Origin of the sequence: Nocardioides sp. (assembly GCF_035697785.1) — a bacterium.
Taxonomy (GTDB): Bacteria; Actinomycetota; Actinomycetes; order Propionibacteriales; family Nocardioidaceae; genus Nocardioides_B.
Map to the genome: position 1 here is coordinate 58,456 of NZ_DASSCL010000024.1, position 16,523 is coordinate 74,978.

15 protein-coding genes are annotated in these 16,523 nt (G+C 71.5%); 8 read left to right on the plus strand and 7 right to left on the minus strand.

From position 1 onward, the window contains the following. Positions 1-8 precede the first annotated feature (8 nt). The 3 genes from VFH10_RS03090 to VFH10_RS03100 form a co-directional block, all read right to left on the minus strand. On the minus strand, positions 9-836 hold the full coding sequence (locus tag VFH10_RS03090) for an MFS transporter (RefSeq protein ID WP_325125823.1): 828 nt from the start codon (positions 834-836) through the stop codon (positions 9-11). Next, a complete protein-coding gene (locus tag VFH10_RS03095; protein ID WP_325125825.1) occupies positions 836-1,297 on the minus strand; it encodes an MFS transporter in 462 nt (153 codons plus the stop codon). The genes VFH10_RS03090 and VFH10_RS03095 overlap by 1 nt, the downstream gene beginning before the upstream one ends. Positions 1,298-1,365: 68 nt before the next feature. Further along, positions 1,366-2,349 carry an SDR family oxidoreductase gene (locus VFH10_RS03100; protein WP_325125827.1) on the minus strand — a complete coding sequence of 328 codons (984 nt, stop codon included), beginning with the start codon at positions 2,347-2,349 and terminating at the stop codon, positions 1,366-1,368. Between the two features lie 47 nt (positions 2,350-2,396). Here VFH10_RS03100 and VFH10_RS03105 point away from each other — a divergent pair, with 47 nt between their 5' ends. Beyond that, positions 2,397-2,882 carry a histidine phosphatase family protein gene (locus VFH10_RS03105; RefSeq protein ID WP_325125829.1) on the plus strand — a complete coding sequence of 162 codons (486 nt, stop codon included), beginning with the start codon at positions 2,397-2,399 and terminating at the stop codon, positions 2,880-2,882. 18 nt (positions 2,883-2,900) lie between these two features. Here VFH10_RS03105 and VFH10_RS03110 read toward each other — a convergent pair whose 3' ends face one another. Continuing rightward, the gene (locus VFH10_RS03110; RefSeq protein ID WP_325125831.1) at positions 2,901-5,639 is read right to left on the minus strand and encodes a GNAT family N-acetyltransferase; all 2,739 of its coding nucleotides are present in this window, start codon (positions 5,637-5,639) and stop codon (positions 2,901-2,903) included. Between the two features lie 88 nt (positions 5,640-5,727). Between VFH10_RS03110 and VFH10_RS03115 the strand changes: the two genes are divergently transcribed. Genes VFH10_RS03115 through VFH10_RS03130 form a run of 4 tightly spaced genes read left to right on the plus strand, consistent with a single transcriptional unit; the run spans position 5,728 to position 11,112 of the window. Then, a complete protein-coding gene (locus VFH10_RS03115) occupies positions 5,728-8,190 on the plus strand; it encodes a DNA topoisomerase IV subunit A (RefSeq protein ID WP_325125832.1) in 2,463 nt (820 codons plus the stop codon). Further along, the gene (locus VFH10_RS03120; RefSeq protein WP_325125834.1) at positions 8,187-8,876 is read left to right on the plus strand and encodes an LppX_LprAFG lipoprotein; all 690 of its coding nucleotides are present in this window, start codon (positions 8,187-8,189) and stop codon (positions 8,874-8,876) included. Before VFH10_RS03115 ends, VFH10_RS03120 begins: the two co-directional genes overlap by 4 nt. Next, complete coding sequence (locus VFH10_RS03125) at positions 8,873-10,618, plus strand: MFS transporter (protein WP_325125836.1); 1,746 nt, start codon at positions 8,873-8,875, stop codon at positions 10,616-10,618. Before VFH10_RS03120 ends, VFH10_RS03125 begins: the two co-directional genes overlap by 4 nt. Continuing rightward, complete coding sequence (locus VFH10_RS03130; RefSeq protein WP_325125838.1) at positions 10,615-11,112, plus strand: carbonic anhydrase; 498 nt, start codon at positions 10,615-10,617, stop codon at positions 11,110-11,112. The genes VFH10_RS03125 and VFH10_RS03130 overlap by 4 nt, the downstream gene beginning before the upstream one ends. Before the next feature lie 13 nt (positions 11,113-11,125). Here VFH10_RS03130 and VFH10_RS03135 read toward each other — a convergent pair whose 3' ends face one another. Together VFH10_RS03135 and VFH10_RS03140 are read right to left on the minus strand one after the other, a co-directional pair. Beyond that, positions 11,126-11,503, minus strand: coding sequence for a nuclear transport factor 2 family protein (locus tag VFH10_RS03135; RefSeq protein WP_325125839.1), 378 nt, complete (start codon positions 11,501-11,503; stop codon positions 11,126-11,128). A 7-nt stretch (positions 11,504-11,510) separates the two neighbouring features. Beyond that, entirely contained in the window at positions 11,511-13,601 is a 2,091-nt protein-coding gene (locus VFH10_RS03140) for a DNA topoisomerase IV subunit B (RefSeq protein ID WP_325125842.1), read from the minus strand. A 364-nt stretch (positions 13,602-13,965) separates the two neighbouring features. On the opposite strand from VFH10_RS03140, the gene VFH10_RS03145 reads away from it, so the two are divergent. The 3 genes from VFH10_RS03145 (at position 13,966) to VFH10_RS03155 (ending at position 15,616) form a co-directional block, all read left to right on the plus strand. Beyond that, positions 13,966-14,187, plus strand: coding sequence for a DUF7455 domain-containing protein (locus tag VFH10_RS03145; RefSeq protein WP_414689826.1), 222 nt, complete (start codon positions 13,966-13,968; stop codon positions 14,185-14,187). Between the two features lie 86 nt (positions 14,188-14,273). Next, on the plus strand, positions 14,274-14,750 hold the full coding sequence (locus VFH10_RS03150) for a DUF456 domain-containing protein (RefSeq protein ID WP_325125844.1): 477 nt from the start codon (positions 14,274-14,276) through the stop codon (positions 14,748-14,750). Next, positions 14,750-15,616 carry an EamA family transporter gene (locus tag VFH10_RS03155; protein ID WP_325125846.1) on the plus strand — a complete coding sequence of 289 codons (867 nt, stop codon included), beginning with the start codon at positions 14,750-14,752 and terminating at the stop codon, positions 15,614-15,616. The genes VFH10_RS03150 and VFH10_RS03155 overlap by 1 nt, the downstream gene beginning before the upstream one ends. Here VFH10_RS03155 and VFH10_RS03160 read toward each other — a convergent pair. Continuing rightward, positions 15,613-16,179, minus strand: a complete 567-nt coding sequence (locus VFH10_RS03160; RefSeq protein WP_325125848.1) for a hypothetical protein — start codon at positions 16,177-16,179, stop codon at positions 15,613-15,615. The genes VFH10_RS03155 and VFH10_RS03160 overlap by 4 nt on opposite strands. Positions 16,180-16,523 lie beyond the last annotated feature (344 nt).

Below are 16,523 nucleotides of genomic sequence, written 5' to 3' on the forward strand. Positions count from 1 at the left end.
GCAGTCTGTCACGCAGCGAGACTCAGCTCCGGCGCGGGCAGACCGTCCTGGGCGGGGGTGAGGTGGCGCCGCAGCCGGAGCAGCAGCACCGCCGCGAGCGCCGTGCCGCCGACCGTGCAGGCCACCCACACGTGGGCGAGGTCGTTGCCGATCAGCAGCCCGGCCAGGGCGGGCCCGATGATCATCGCGACCGTCCAGGTCATCCCCTGCAGCGCGTTGTAGCGCCCGCGCAGCTCCTCCGCCGCGAGGTCGTTGACGATCGCCGGCGCCAGCGGCGCCCACAGGGTCTCCCCCAGCCCGAACACGGCCAGCCCGACCACGACCAGCGCCACGGACGACCAGCCGTCCACGGCGTCGCTGAGCGCGATCACCAGCCACGAAAGAGACCAGATGCCGGCGCAGACGGCCAGCATCCGGCTCCGGCGACGGCCCTTGATCAGCCTCAGGGCCACCAGCTGGCCGAGGACGATCGCGGCGGTGTTGGCGCCGAACGCCCAGCCCAGGTAGTGCGCGGGGATCCCGGCGACGTCGACGGTGTACGCCGCGAAGCCGGCCTCGAACTGCGCGTAGCCGAACGTGATCACCACGACCGAGATCAGCACCACCCGCACCAGCGTGCGGTCGCGCAGGACGGTCGACCAGCCCGGCTGCGGACCCTCCTCGACCTTCTCGGCGCGGGTCAGGGCACCGGTACGACGCGGCAGGCTCACCACGACAGCGATGTAGCCGACGTATGACAGCGCGTCGATCATGTACAGCCGCTCGAACGACGACGGGTCCGCCACCCGCACGAGCAGGGCGCTCACGACGCCTCCGATCCCGAGTCCGGCGTTCATCAGCATGACTGGAAGCCGTAGACCTGCTGCCGCCGCGCCTCCGGCACCATCCTGGTCAGCATCGCCGTCGACGCCGGATAGAGCCCGACGGTGCCGAGGGTGATGAAGGTGGCGACCGCCAGCGCGTGCCAGGCGTTCTGCACCAGCGCCAGCGACGCGACCCCGAAGGCCTCGGTGGTCAGCCCGACGATCATCACCGGCCGCGGTCCGAAGCGGTCGATCAGGGTGCCGCCGATCGGAGAGCCGACGAAGCCCAGCAGTCCCATGAACGCGAACAGCAGACCGACCGTGGCGGTCGGGATGCCGCGCACCTCCGCGAGGTACACGTAGAGGAACGGCATGGTGAGCCCGCTGCCCAGCGCGGACAGCGCGATGCCCACGAACAGTCGCTTGACCAACGGGTCGAGACCCGGTGGGACCAGCTCGTCGGGTGTCGTGGGGGTGGTGGGTGCGGTGCTCACCGGGACATTCTCGGGTAAGCACCAAAGCACCCGCTAGCGAATTACCGCGTGCCGCCGCGTGCGTTCGGTCACGCGGCCGGCAGCCGCACCTTCTCCCGCAGGAACTCCTCGACGGTCGTCATCGACGCCGGGTCCAGCAGCCCACCCCCGACGTTGGTCCACGCCGTCTCGGAGGAGGCGCCGTACCGGTTCAGCGCCATCGTGTTGGAGGGCACCTCGGCGAAGGGGCGGAGCACCTTCTGCGCGGCGGCGTACACCACGGCCGGCGTGGAGAGCACCCGGACCCTGCGGCCCAGCAGCCGGCCGTACGTCGCTGCGACGTCGTCCCAGCTGAGCGGCTGCGGTCCCGCCACCTCCAGCGTGGCGTGCGGCAGTCCCTCGACCTCGTCCCGGGTGGCCGCCTCGACCACCGCCCGCGCGGCGTCCGTCACGGTGATGAAAGCGTTCCGGTGCGACCGCGGGCCGGGCACCAGCATCAGGCCGCGGCTCTCCACGAGGGTGCCGGTGCCGTTGCGAAAGCTGCGCAGGAACGGCGACGGCCGGTCGACCGTCGCGTTCTGGGCGCCCCGCAGTGGAATCGATGATCCGACGAGTGCCAGATGGACGTCCATGAAGGGCGGGAACCGGACACACACGGTCTCGACGCGCAGTCCCGCCAGATCGTTTTCCAACCTGCGCCGGGCGCGCGTGAACGGAACGGCTTCATCGACATCGGTCACCGGGACCGACGGAAGCACGATCCGCCGTACCCCTTGGCCGGCCAGGACTGCCGGTGCGCGCCTCAGCCCCTCCTCGACCACGGCGGGCCGGTCACCGGCGCGAGGGACCACCGCGTTGGCGGAGAGGATCGCGAGCTCCGCACCGGTGGCCGCGACCCGGATGGAGGCGGTGTCTGTCAGGTCGGCCACCACCGTCTCGACGCCTACGGCGCGAAGCGCCTCACCTCGAGCCGGCTCGCGCACCGAACCCCGCACGTCGTGCCCGGCCTCGACGAGCACGGCGCAGCACCGCGCGCCGAGCTGACCGTTCGCCCCGACGACCAGGACCTTCACGGTCGACATCCTTCACCCGGGCGCGAGCGGCGCGCCAGACTGGCCCGATGGAAGGCGAGCGCACCCTGGTCCTGCTCCGGCATGCGAAGTCGGACTGGTCGGGCGGCGAGCCGGACCTGGCTCGGCCGCTGGCGAAACGAGGGCGTCGCCAGGCCCCGGAGGCAGGACGGTGGCTGGCCGAGCACCTGGACGGCATCGACCTGGCCGTCGTGTCCCCGGCCACCCGCGCCCGCTCGACGTGGGCCCTGGCCGCCGCCGAGCTCGACGTGGCGCCGTCCGCCCGGGTCGACGAGCGGGTGTACGCCGCGTCTGACCGCGAGCTGCACGCCGTCGTACGGGACCTGGCGGACGACTGCCGGACCGTCGTGCTGGTCGGCCACAACCCCGGCCTCGAGGATCTGGTCCTGCTGCTCACCGGAGAGTGGGCGCCGATGCCGACGTCGTCGATCGCGGTCATCGACGCACCCGGCCCCTGGTCGAGCCTGGGCGAGGGCCGAGCGACGCTGCGGACGTCCGGACGACCGCCGGGGTGACCCCGCTTCGCCGCCGGATCATCCGTGCAGGGTGTCCCCCGCCTGCGTGCTCATCCGGCGGGTGAACCAGTCCGAGCGCGCATCGGAGACGGGCTCGACCCGGCCGACGGCGTTGAGCACGGCCGCACCGGCGGCTCCGACCAGCACGAGGTTGAGCTCGAGCGCTCGGACCTGCGGCAGGTCGTTCTTGAGCTGCGCCAGACGCAGCAGCAGCCGCTCGATCGCCGCGACGTCGACGACCTCGCTCCCCCGCCAGCCGAACAGCAGCGGCGCCGCCTTGATCTCCCGGACCATCTCGGCGGCCTCACCGCCGTGCAGCGGCGGGATCCGGTAGGACCGGTCGCCGAGCAGCTCGGTCGTGGGGCCGGAGAGGCCGAACGACACCACCGGACCGAACAGCGGGTCCTCCATGCCGCCGATCGTGACCGGGACGCCCGGCTCGGCGACCTTCTGCACGATGAACCCGGCCTGGCCGGGGTGGTCGATCAGCTCCTGCATGGTCCGCCAGGCGTGGCGCATCTCGGCCTCAGTGTCGATGTTGCGCCACACGTGCGCGAGGTCGGGGCGCTGGCGGAGGTGCTCGGCGGTCGCCTTGAGCACGACGTCGTACCCGAGCTTCTCCGCGGCGGCGACAGCGGCCTCCTCGGTGTTGACCTCGACGCGAGCCCAGAGCTCGATGCCGTAGGCGTCCAGCAGGTCCCTCAGCTCGTCGAACCCGAGTTCACGACCCTCGGGAGCCTCCACCAGGGCCCGGTTGACCACCTGCTTGGCCCGCATCAGGTCCACCTCGTCGGGGGCCACGATCTCGCCCTCTGGCTTGCGCCGCCACTCGGCGTAGTCCACGACCCGGGCCAGTGCGCGTACGGCGGCCTCGACGGCCGGGTACGACGGGACCGACCCACGCCCCGCCGTGCTGCCCGCGACGTCGGGGACGCGGAGCAGCTCCGGGATCCCCTCGACCCCCAGGAACGTGGACACCAGCGGCTTGTCGGACTGCTCCCCCACGGCCGCCAGGACGTGTGCCACCTCGGTGCCCGTGGTGTTGAGCGGCGGGATGAAGACCGCGATCACCGAGTCGACGTCGGGGTCGTCGATGGCGGCGTCGAGCGCCTCCTCGAAGTCCTCGGCGGTCGCCTCCGAGCCGAGCGCGACCGGCTCCCTGGTGTGCAGGCCGACCGACGCCGCGGCGTCGGCGGCCAGCAGCCCGAGTGCGTCGGAGTTGCCGACCACTGCGACCCTGCGCCCGCGCGGCAGCGGCTGGTGCGCGACCAGCTGGGCCACGTCGAACATCTCGTCGAGGTTCTCCACCTGAATGACCCCGGCCTGGCGGAACATCGCGTCGACCGCGGCCTGCGGGGCGGCCATCGAACGCACCGCGTGGCCCATGGGCACCCCCTGGGTGCTGCGCCCGGACTTCACGGCGATCACCGGCTTGCGCCGGGAGACCCGCCTGGCGATGCGGCTGAACTTGCGCGGGTTGCCGATCGACTCCAGGTAGAGGAGCACCACCTCGGTGGAGGCGTCCTCCTCCCAGTACTGGAGCAGGTCGTTGCCGGAGACGTCGGCCCGGTTGCCCGCGCTGACGAACGTCGAGAGGCCCAGGCCGCGGCGGGTGACCTTTTCCAGGATGGCCACGCCCAAGGCGCCGGACTGGCAGAAGAAGCCGGCCCGGCCGCGCGGCGGCATCGCCGGGGCGAGCGAGGCGTTGAGGGAGTACTCCGAGGCGGTGTTGATGATCCCGAGGCAGTTCGGGCCGATCAGCCGCAGCCCGTAGCTGCGGGCCAGGCCGACCAGCCGGCGCTGCCGCTGCCGGCCCTCCTCGCCGGTCTCCGCGAAGCCTGACGACACCACGACCATGCCGTGCACGCCCTTGGCAGCGCAGTCGAGCACCACGTCGGGGACCGACTCCGCTGGCACGGCCACGATGGCGATGTCGACCGAGTCGGGGATGTCGCCGACCGTGGCGTACGCCGGGAGGCCCGCCACCGACTTGGCCGCGGGGTTCACGACGTACACGCGGCCCCGGTAGTCGCCGAGCACGAGGTTGCGCACCAGCGTCTGGCCGATGGTGTCCTGGCGGCGGGAGGCCCCGATGACGGCGACGCTGGCGGCGTGGAAGAAGTTCGAGATCGACGCGGCCTCCGCCCGGTGCTCGCGCGCCTGCATCACGTTCACCGACGTGTCCGTGGCGTCGATGGGGAACACCAGGCGCATCACGCCGTCCTCGTAGCCGCCCGCCACGTGGTAGCCGGCCTCGCGGAAGATCTGGATCATCCGGTGGTTCTCTGGGAGCACCTCGGCCTCGAACTTGTCGATCCCGCGCTCCCTGCCGGCCTGGGCGAGGTGCTCGAGCAGCAGCTGGGCGATGCCGCGCCCCTGGTGGGCGTCCTGCACCAGGAACGCGACCTCAGCGATCGCCGGCTCCCCGGGCCCGTGCGGGATCTTGTCGAACCGGCCGACAGCGATGATCTTCTCCGCGACGGTGAGCACGAACGCGACCCGGTCGTGGTGGTCCACGTGGGTGAAGCGCTCGACGTCCCGCTCCGACAGGTGCGGCATCGGCGCGAAGAATCGCATGTACTTCGACTCGGCGGACACCTGCTCGTAGAACTCGACGAGGAGCTCTCGGTCGTCGGCGCCGATCGGGCGCAGGTGGGCCGCCTGACCGTCCCGCAGCAGGACGTCGGCCTCCCAGTGGCTCGGGTAGTCGGCCACCGTCGTACCGCCCGACTGGGTGCCGGTCTCCGCTGCGCTCACACGCCCGAATCTATCGGTTCGGACAGTGTGACGAGCACCCCGGCGTGCCCCCGCCGGACGGGTCCGCCGCGCGGGTGAGAATGACCGCATGGCACGCCGGACGAAGAGCACCCTCCCCCCGGACGACTTCGAGGAGCACATCCTCGACATCGACGTCGGCGAGGAGATGCGCACCAGCTTCCTCGAGTACGCCTACTCGGTCATCTACAGCCGAGCCCTCCCCGACGCCCGCGACGGGCTCAAGCCGGTGCAGCGGCGGATCCTCTACACGATGGCCGACATGAACCTCCGGCCCGACCGCGGCCACGTCAAGAGCGCCCGGGTCGTCGGCGAGGTGATGGGCCGACTGCACCCGCATGGTGACGGCGCCATCTACGACGCGCTGGTCCGGATGGTGCAGCCCTGGTCGCTGCGGGTGCCCCTCATCGACGGGCACGGCAACTTCGGCTCCCCCGACGACCCGCCGGCCGCAATGCGCTACACCGAGTGCCGGATGGCGGCTCCCGCCACCGCCATGACCGGCTCGATCGACGAGGACACCGTCGACTTCAAGCCCAACTACGACAGCCGTGAGCTGGAGCCGTCGGTGCTGCCGTCGGCGATCCCCAACCTGGTCGTCAACGGCGCCTCCGGGATCGCGGTCGGCATGGCCACCAACATCGCCCCGCACAACCTCGTCGAGGTCGTGCAGGCGCTGCGCCACCTGATCACCCACCCCCAGGCCGACCTGGACGCCTTGATGCGCTTCGTGCCCGGTCCCGACCTGCCGACCGGCGGCAAGATCGTCGGCCTCGACGGCATCCGCGACGCCTACGAGACCGGGAGGGGCTCGTTCCGGATGCGTGCCACTGCCAGGGTCGAGAGCGTCACCCCGCGGCGCAAGGGCATCGTCGTGACCGAGCTGCCGTACGGCGTGGGTCCCGAGAAGGTCATCGAGCGGATCAAGAGCCTCGTGCAGGCCAAGAAGATCCAGGGCATCGCCGACGTCAAGGACCTCACCGACCGCGAGAAGGGCCTGCGCCTGGTCATCGAGGTGAAGAACGGCTTCCACCCCGAGGCCCTGCTCGAGCAGCTCTACAAGCACACCCCGATGGAGGACTCCTTCGGCATCAACGCGGTGGCGCTGGTCGACGGGCAGCCCCGCACGCTCGGGCTCAAGCAGATGCTCGAGGTGTTCCTGGAGCACCGCTTCGACGTCGTACGCCGCCGCTCGACCTACCGTCGCGGGCGGGCCGCCGACCGGCTGCACCTCGTCGAGGGTCTGCTGCTCGCGATCCTGGACATCGACGAGGTGATCCAGCTGATCCGCTCCAGCGACAACGCCGAGCAGGCCCGCGAGCGGCTGATCTCGGTGTTCGACCTGACCGAGATCCAGGCCAACTACATCCTCGACATGCCGCTGCGCCGGCTGACCAGGTTCTCCAAGATCGAGCTCGACAAGGAACGCACGGAGCTCGAGCAGACCATCGCCGCACTCGACGAGATCCTGGCCGACGAGAAGATGCTCCGGAAGGTCGTCTCCGACGAGCTCGCCGAGGTCGCCAAGACCTACGGCACCCCGCGACGGACGGTCCTGCTGGAGTCCGCGGGGCAATCCGTGTCCGCCGCCGCCGTACCCCTGGAGGTCGCCGACGACCCCTGCTTCGTCTACCTGTCGTCGAGCGGGCTGCTGGCCCGCACCACCGGCACCGAGCCGCCCGGGCAGGGCGGCGGCCGCGCCAAGCACGACGTCGTGGTCTCGGTGGTGCACACCACCGCCCGCGGCCAGGTCGGCGCGCTGACGTCGCAGGGCCGCGTGGTCCGGCTCGACGTGCTCGACCTGCCGACCTTGCCGGCCACGGCCAACGCCCCGCACCTGCAGGGTGGCGCTCCGCTGAGCGAGTTCCTCTCGCTGGAGCCGGGTGAGCGCGTCCTGGCCCTCTCGTCCCTGACCGACGAGGGTCCGGGCCTGGCGCTCGGCACGCGTCAAGGTGTCGTCAAGCGGGTGAACCCCGAAACGCTGTCGAACCGCGACGCGTGGGAGGTCATCCGCCTCGCCGACGGTGACGAGGTCGTCGGCGCGGTCGAGCTGGTCACCGGCGACGAGGAGCTGTGCTTCATCACGAGCGACGCCCAGCTGTTGCACTTCCCCGCCGGCGGGGTGCGGCCGCAGGGCCGGTCCGGCGGCGGCATCGCCGGCGTCCGGCTGGCCCCGAAGCAGCAGGTGCTGTTCTTCGGCGCCTTCACGCCCGCCGAGGACGCGGTCGTCGTGACCGCGTCGGGGTCCTCGACGGCGCTCCCCGGCACCGAGCCCGGGGCGGTCAAGGTCACCCCGTGGTCGGAGTACCCCGGCAAGGGCCGCGGCACCGGTGGTGTCCGTTGCCACCGCTTCCTCAAGGGCGAGGACGTGCTCGTGCTGGCCTGGGCGGGCAACGGGCCGGCCCGGGCAGCCGCCGCGAGCGGTGCCCCGGTGGACCTGCCCGACGCCACCGGCCGGCGCGACGGTTCCGGCACGCCCGGGACCCAGCCGATCCTGGCCGTCGCGGGACCGGTGGGAGGGTTGGCCACATGAACCGCGCCGCAGGCCTGCTCCTCGCCCTCCTCGCCCCGCTCGCCCTCGCGTCCTGCGGCGGCGGCGGTGACGAGGCGACGGACCTGACCCCGGAGGAGCGGCTGGCGGAGGCCAAGACCGCGCTCGACGAGACCAGCGGCGTGCACATCACGCTCGAGGCCGACAGGCTGCCGCCCGGAATCAACGGCCTGCTCTCGGCCGACGGTGTCGGGACCCACGCGCCGGCGTTCGAGGGCGACATCCAGGTCACGACCGGCGGGCTCACCGCGAAGGCGGCCGTGATCGCGGTCGACGGCACGGTGTACGCCGTGCTGCCGTTCACCACCGACTACGCCCCGATCGACCCGGCCGACTACCAGGCGCCCGACCCCGCGAAGCTGATGTCCGGCGAGGGCGGGCTGTCCTCGCTGCTCACGTCGGTCGAGGGCATCGAGGAGGGTGACGACGTCCGCCGTGGCGAGGAGGTGCTCTCCACGTTCAGCGGGACGCTGCCAGGCGACGTCGTGGCCGGCGTGATCCCCAGCGCGCAGACCGACGCCGAGTTCGACACCACCTTCACGCTGGACGACGGCAACCAGCTCACCGAGGTCGTCATCACCGGGCCGTTCTACCCGAATGCGGACCCCGTCACCTACACCGTCGGGTTCGACGAGTACGGCACCGACCAGGACATCACCGCCCCGTGACCGGCCCGACGCGGGCACAGCGGGTACTCCTGGCGCTCGCGGCCGTGGCGGTCGGGTTCGCCGCCGCCGACACCTATGTCGTCGTGCTGGCGCTGCCGGACATGATGACCGGCGTCGGACTGTCCATCGACGAGCTGCAGCGGGCCGCCCCGATCGTGTCCGGCTTCCTGCTCGGTTACGTCGCGGTGCTCCCCCTCATCGGCCGGGTCGCCGACCTGCGCGGCCGGACGCCGGTGCTCGTCGGCTCGCTGGTCGTCTTCGCGCTCGGATCGCTGGTCACCGCCGCCTCCTACGACCTCCCGAGCATGGTGGCCGGCCGGTTCCTCCAGGGCGTCGGCGGCGGCGGGCTCGTGCCCGCGACCCTCGCGCTGGTGGCCGACCTCTACCCGCCGGCGCGCCGTGGTGTCCCGCTCGGCGTGGTCGGCGCCGTGCAGGAGCTCGGCAGCGTCGTGGGGCCGCTGTACGGCGCGCTGGTGCTGGCCGTCGCCTCGTGGCACGGGATATTCGCGATCAACCTGGCGGCGGGACTGGTCCTGGCCGCCGCGCTCAGGTCCGCCGGCCGTCGAGACGCCGGACCCGTGGACCGTCCCGACCTGGTCGGGCTCGCCCTCGCACTGCTGGCCGCCCTCCTCCTCACGCTGGTGATGCTGCAGCCGGCCTCGCTGGCCAGCGGCGTGACGGTCGGACTGGCGTTCCTGCCCGTCACCGGGGAGTCACGCTGGCTGACCCCGCTGGCGCTGGCCCTGTACGTCGTGGTCGCGGCCCTGGTCGCACGGTGCCTCACCGCGCGCCGCCCACTGGTCGACCTCCGGGCCTGGCGCGGGGTGGCGGCGCGCATCGACGTACCAGGGGCGCTGCTGCTCGGGCTCGCGCTGTCCGGCGTCATCCTCGCTTTCGCGACCGCCGACCCGGAGGTCGCGGTGTTCTCCCCCGCCGGACCGTGGCTGCTGGCCGGGTCGGCGGTCGCCGCGGTCGGCTTCGGCTGGCGCAACCAGGTCAGCGCCCACCCGCTGGTGCCGCACGGGGCGCTGCGGCAGACGCCCGCGTGGGGCGCGCTGCTGGTGAGCTTCTTCGTCGGGGCCGCCCTCATCGCGGCCCTCGTCGACATCCCGATCTTCGCCCGGCTGACCGTCTACCCCGACTCGCAACTGCTCGCCGCGCTGGTCCTGGTCCGGCTGCTGGTGGCACTCCCGGTCGGCGCCCTGCTCGGCGGCTACCTGCTGCGCCGGGTCCCACCCGGGGTCGTCACCGCCGCAGGCATGCTGCTCGCCTGCCTCGGCTTCGTCTGGATGGCGCAGTGGGGGCTGACCAGCCTCGAGGAACCGGTGGCCAGCGTCCCGCTGGTGGCGGCCGGGCTCGGCTTCGGCCTGGCGTTGGCGCCGGTCAACGCCGCGCTGCTGGCCGCCACCGAGGACGCCGTCCACGGGGTGACCAGTGCCCTGCTCGTCGTCGCGCGGATGGTGGGGATGCTCGTCGGGATCAGCGCGCTGACCACGATCGGGCTGCGCCGCTACTACGCCGTGCAGGTCGACCTGCCCACGCCGTCGGAGGTGTGCGCGTCGGGCACGCAGTGCGCGGAGTACACCCGGCTGCTCAAGGAGGCCGGACTCGCCCAGCTGCAGACCGTGTTCTGGGGCGCGGCGGTCTGTGCCGCGGTCGCGGCGGTGCTTGCCGTTGTGGTCTTCCGCACGGCCCGCACCCGCGACGTCGCCGCTGCGGGTCGGGTAGGTTTCGGCGCGTGACCGACGCGTTCGACGACCTGTTGACGGCCAACCGCGCCTACGCCGAGACCTTCGACCTCGGCGGCTTCGACGGCGTCGCGCACGCAGGCATCGCGATCATCACCTGCATGGACTCGCGCATCGATCCGCTGCACATGGTCGGGCTGGAGCCCGGGGACGCCAAGATCTTCCGCAACCCCGGCGGCCGGGTCACCGACCAGGCCCTCGAGGCGCTGGTGCTGGGCGTGCACCTGCTCAACGTGAAGCGGGTGCTCGTGGTCCCGCACACCCGGTGCGCGATGGCTTCCGCGACCGTCGAGGAGCTCCGCAACCGGGTTGGCGAGTCGGCCGGCCAGGATGCGTCCTGGCAGAGCTTCGGCGTCGTCGCCGACCAGGTGGCCGCGCTCGAGGACGACGTTCGCCGGGTGCGCTCCCACCCACTGATCCCGGACACCGTCGCGGTCGGCGGCTTCATCTACGACGTCGACACCGGGCTGCTGAGCCAGCAGATCTGAGGGCGGGCCGCCCTCAGTGCCCGTCGGACTGCGCGGGCGCGAACGGCCACTCCTCGAAGGCGCGACAGCGTCCGCCGTCGTCGAACCGGAGCACCCACAGGTCGCGCCACGGGCCGGAGCGTCCGACGTCGTACTCGACCTCGGTCCGCACCACCGCCGTGTCGCCCTCGACCGCCACCACCTCGCTGCGCATCGTGAACGGCTCGTCGGGGCCGTCCCGCTCGGCCTCCCAGAGCTCGCCGATCGCGGCCAGCCCGCGGAGGGGTTCCGCCCACGGCGAGACCGTATAGGTGGCGTCGTCGGTGAACAGGTCGGCCACCATGGCGGTGCCGGCGGTGCGCCAGGCGCGCTCGTAGCGGTCCACCCAGCGTCGTACGTCGTCGCGGTTCACACCGCGATCATGCATCGATCGCGTCGGAGTCGACCTCGTAGGCGCCTTGGACGATGAACTCCTTGCGCGGGGCGACGTCGGAACCCATCAGCAGCTCGAAGACCTCGGCCGCGGCCTCGGCGTCGTCGGCGGTGATCCGCCGCAGCGTGCGGTGCATCGGGTCCATCGTGGTCTCCGCCAGCTGGTCGGCGTCCATCTCGCCGAGTCCCTTGTAGCGCTGGACCGGCTCCTTCCAGCGCACGCCCTTCTTGGACAGCTCCGCGAGCTTCCGCTGCAGGTCGGGGTCGGAGTAGGTGTAGACGTACTTGTCCATGCCCTTCTTGGGGTTGGACAGCTCGATCCGGTGCAGCGGGGGCACCGCGGTGTAGACGCGGCCCTCCTTGATCAGCTCGGGCATGTACTTGAAGAAGAGGGTGGTGAGCAGGCACCGGATGTGGGCACCGTCGGAGTCGGCGTCGGCCATGAAGATGACCCGGCCGTAGCGGCGGGCGTCGAGGTCGAAGGTGCGCCCCGATCCGGCCCCGACGACCTGGATGATCGACGCGCACTCGGCGTTCTTCAGCATGTCGCCGACCGAGGCCTTCTGGACGTTGAGGATCTTGCCGCGGATCGGCAGGAGCGCCTGGAACTCCGAGTTGCGGGCCAGCTTGGCGGTGCCCAGCGCGGAGTCGCCCTCGACGATGAACAGCTCGCTGCGGTCCATGTCGTTGGAGCGGCAGTCGGCCAGCTTGGACGGCAGGGCGCTGGACTCGAGGGCGGTCTTGCGGCGCTGCGTCTCGCGGTGCGTCCGCGCGGCGATCCGGGTGCGCGAGGCGTTCGCGACCTTCTCGAGCACCAGCTTGGCCTGGGCCTTGTCGGCACGCTTGGTGGAGGTCAGGAACCTCTTGAGCTCGGCCGCGACCACCTTGTTGACGATGTTCCGCGCCGCCGGCGTGCCCAGCACCTCCTTGGTCTGCCCCTCGAACTGCGGCTCGGCCAGCCGGACCGTGACGACCGCGGTGAGTCCCTCGAGCGCGTCGTCCTTGATCACCGGCGGCTCCGCCGCCTTGAGCGTCTTGGATGACTTCAGCACCTCGTTGAACGTCTTGGTGACGGCCTGCTCGAAGCCGGTGACGTGCGTACCGCCCTTGGGGGTCGCGATCACGTTGACGAAGGACCGCATCTCGGTCTCGTAGCCGGTGCCCCAGCGCAGCGCCACGTCGACGGTGAGCTCTCGCTCGACGTCCTGCGGCGTCATGTGCCCCTTGTCGTCGAGCAGCGGCACGGTCTCGGTGAACCGGTCGTGCCCTTGCAGCCGCAGGATCCCGGTGACCGGCTCGTCGGAGGCGAGGAAGTCGCAGAACTCCGCGATACCGCCGTCGTGCCGGAAGCTCTCCTCACGCGGCTCGTCACCACGCAGGTCGCGGATCACCAGCTCGAGGCCGGGCACGATGAACGACGTCTGCCGGGCCCGGGTCACCAGCTCGTCGTAGGCGAAGGTGGCGTCCTTGGTGAAGATCTGCCGGTCGGGCCAGAACCGGACCCGGGTGCCGGTCACGCCCTTCTTGACGCGGGCGCCCTTGCGGGTGAGCCCGGACCTGGCGGTGAACGCAGCCGACGGGCCGTCGCCGTCGAACACGCCCGGGTTGCCGCGCTGGAACGACATGCCCTGGATCGCCGGCGAGCGCTCGACGTCGACGTCCAGCCGTGCGGACAGCGCGTTGACGACCGAAGCGCCGACCCCGTGCAGCCCGCCCGTCGCGACGTACGAGCCACCGCCGAACTTCCCGCCAGCGTGCAGCTTGGTGAAGATCACCTCCACCCCCGGGAGCCCGGTCTTGGGCTCCTTGTCGACCGGGATGCCCCGGCCGTCGTCGTGGACCTCGACCGAGCCGTCTTGGTGCAGGACCACCTCGATGCGCTTCGCGGCTCCCGCGAGCGCCTCGTCGACCCCGTTGTCGATGATCTCCCAGACGCAGTGCATGAGCCCGCGCGTGTCGGTGGAGCCGATGTACATCCCCGGCCGCTTGCGGACGGCCTCCAGCCCCTCGAGGACGAGGAGGTGGTGGGCGTTGTACGTGTTGTCGATCGCGGTTCCTCCGGCGCTGCGGGGCGGCACGTTGCTCCTTGGGCCCAGGGGGTCGGCAGGGTCAAGTGGTCCGGGCCTGCGGCAAATCTACCCGCGACACGCGGGTCTCCTGACGCGCCACGCCTACCGGCAAAGGAGGGCCTCCGGTGTCACGATGCGGAAACGAAACGTTTGCAAGTTCTGTGGATTGGCAACGAGTAGGCACCCAGCCGCGTCAGACTGGGGAACGAAGTACATGTGGGGAGGGTCACCCGGTCTCACAGGGAGAAACCACCTACCTGCGGGAAGTGTCTCGCGTGATTGGATGTTGTGTCCGATGACGAGGGTGGGGGGTCAGGAACATTTGAGCCCCTTCGCTACGTTGATCAGACATCAGGAAGGAAAGAGGCCTCTAGTGACCACTGCAGTTGCCCCGAGCACTTCGCTCTCGGCTGTTGACCGCTGCGACCGTTGCGGCGCGCAGGCCTACCTCCGCGTCGAGCTGTCCGGTGGGGGCGAGCTCCTCTTCTGCGCGCACCACGCGCGTGAGCACGGCGACAAGCTCCGCGAGATCGCCGTACACGTCCACGACGAGACCGAGAAGCTGTCCGACACGCCGACCGTGACGACTGACTGACCAACCCCCCTTCTAGACCAAGACCTGCGAGAGCCCCGGCCACGGCCGGGGCTCTCGATGTCCCGGTCGATGTCTAGGGTGAGCCCGTGACCGGATTCGAGCTGCTGATCGGCCTGGCCGTCATGGTCGGCGTCATCGGCGTCGTCGTACCGGTTCTGCCGGGCAGCCTGCTGATCCTCGGCGCCGTGCTGGCCTGGGCCGTGGTGACCGAGTCGGCGGAGGCGTGGGGCTACTTCGCGTTGGCTGCGGTCCTGCTCGTCTCCGGTTCCGTCGTGAAGTACGCCGTGCCCGGCCGCAACCTCAAGGCCGCCGGCGTCCCCAACAGCACGCTCGTCCTCGGCGGCCTGCTGGGCCTGGTCGGCTTCTTCGTGATCCCGGTCGTGGGCCTCTTCGTCGGCTTCGTGCTCGGTGTCTACCTGGCGGAGCTGCGACGAGTGGGCCGCGACCAGGCGGGGCCGTCCACCCGGCATGCCCTCAGGGCGGCCGGCCTCTCGGTCCTCATCGAGCTCGTGACCGCCCTCCTCGCTGCGGTGACCTACTTCACCGGCGCCCTGCTGACCTGATGGCGGTCGCCCTCGCGCTGTTCTCGGCGCTCGCCTACGGCGTCTCCGACTTCGTCGGCGGCCTGATCTCCCGCCGGGCGTCGGCGTGGGCGGTCGCCGTGCTGGCCAACCTGTCGTCCACCGTGTGCGTGGCGGTCATCGCCGCCTTCGTGCCCGGCGAGCCGACTGCGACCGACTTCGCCTGGGCGGCTCTCGCCGGGCTCGGCTCCGGGGCCGGCACCGGCTTCCTCTACCGCGGCTTCTCGTCAGGACGGATGAGCGTCGTCGCACCGGTGTCGGCGGTCGGCGCCGCGCTCGTGCCGGTCGTGGCCGGCGGGCTGGGTGGCGAGCGGCTCTCGCTGCTGGTCTGGCTCGGCATCGTCGCGGCACTTCCGGGCATCTGGCTCGTCGCCAGCGTGCCCGAGGACGACCTCTCCCGTGTCGGCGGCGGGACGACGTCGACCGGACGCGCCGGTCTGGCCGAGGGCCTCGTCGACGGCGTGCTGGCCGGCCTCGGCTTCGGCGTGTTGTTCGCGGCGCTCGGTCAGATCCCCGACTCGGCCGGGCTGTGGCCGTTGACGCTGTCGCAGGCCGTCTCGGTGCCGGTCGTGATCGGTCTCGCCGTCGTACTCCGGGCCGCGTGGGTGCCTCGGGGACGACCGGTGCGCTGGGCGCTGCTGGCCGGGCCGATCTCGGCCGTCGCCACCGGTTCGTTCCTGCTGGCCACCCAGCAGGGCTTCTTGACCATCGCCGGCGTGCTCGCGTCCTTGTACCCCGCCTCGACCGTGCTGCTGGCGGCGCTGATCCTGCACGAGCGGGTGCACAGAGCCCAGGGGCTCGGCCTGGTGCTCTGCGCCGCCGCGGTGGTGCTGGTCGCCGTCGGTTAGCCGCGCGGCACCCAGGGCGTCAGGACCCGTCGGCCGTCGAGCCAGTCGCGGACGATGTCCCCGTCGGGCTGCTCGCCGCCCGCCCTGACGGCGACCCGTACCTCGCCCGGGCGCTCGAGGCAGCCTCGGCTGATCCGGATGCGCGTGACGTCGGCGGCGTAGTCGATCCGGCTGACGTAGGAGCACTCCAACGGGAGCGCCCGCCGGGACAGCTTCCAGCCACCCCCGACGGTGGGCAGCAGACCGTAGTCGCCGCCCTCGAAGAGCGCACCGGCCAGGCCGTACTCCGGCCCTGGCCCGCTGCGGTCGGTGTCGAGGTACACCGTCATGCTGGCTCCGCTCCGGAACGACCTGACCAGGTCGTCGTGCCGGACGACGACGCGGACGTTCTTGTCGTTCACCACCTTGACCGACCGGACGTCGACTCCGTGGGCGACGTCGCCGGCGGCGTCGTCGAAGGTCCGGGTCGCGGCGGTGGCCGGCGACGCGACGATGGTGGTCGCCGCGAGGGCGAGACCGGCCGCCGCGACGATGGCGCGGCCGGTGCGGGTCGTGCTGGGCATGGTCGTTCTCCTGGTGTGAGTCCGCGCAGGGCGGTTCGAGCACCTCCCTGCGAGGCCCTCACTGTCACCATGACGCAGCCACCCGCCCATTGGTTGCATCCTTCTCGGCGTTGTCTCATCGAGATGGACCCGGGCGACGTTCAGTAGTGCCGGCCAAGGCGTTCGAGGACCAATGACTCTGGTCCGCGCCGTGGCCGACAGGAAGGGTGATCCCAGGAGGGATTTCGGTCTCGCCGGGCCGAGGAGGTCACCATGTCAACTCGCATCCGACCTGCGCCACATGAGGTACGCCGCCACTTTCTGGAACACCCAGCGAGCCTCAAAGTCCGCCAGGCACTGCTGGG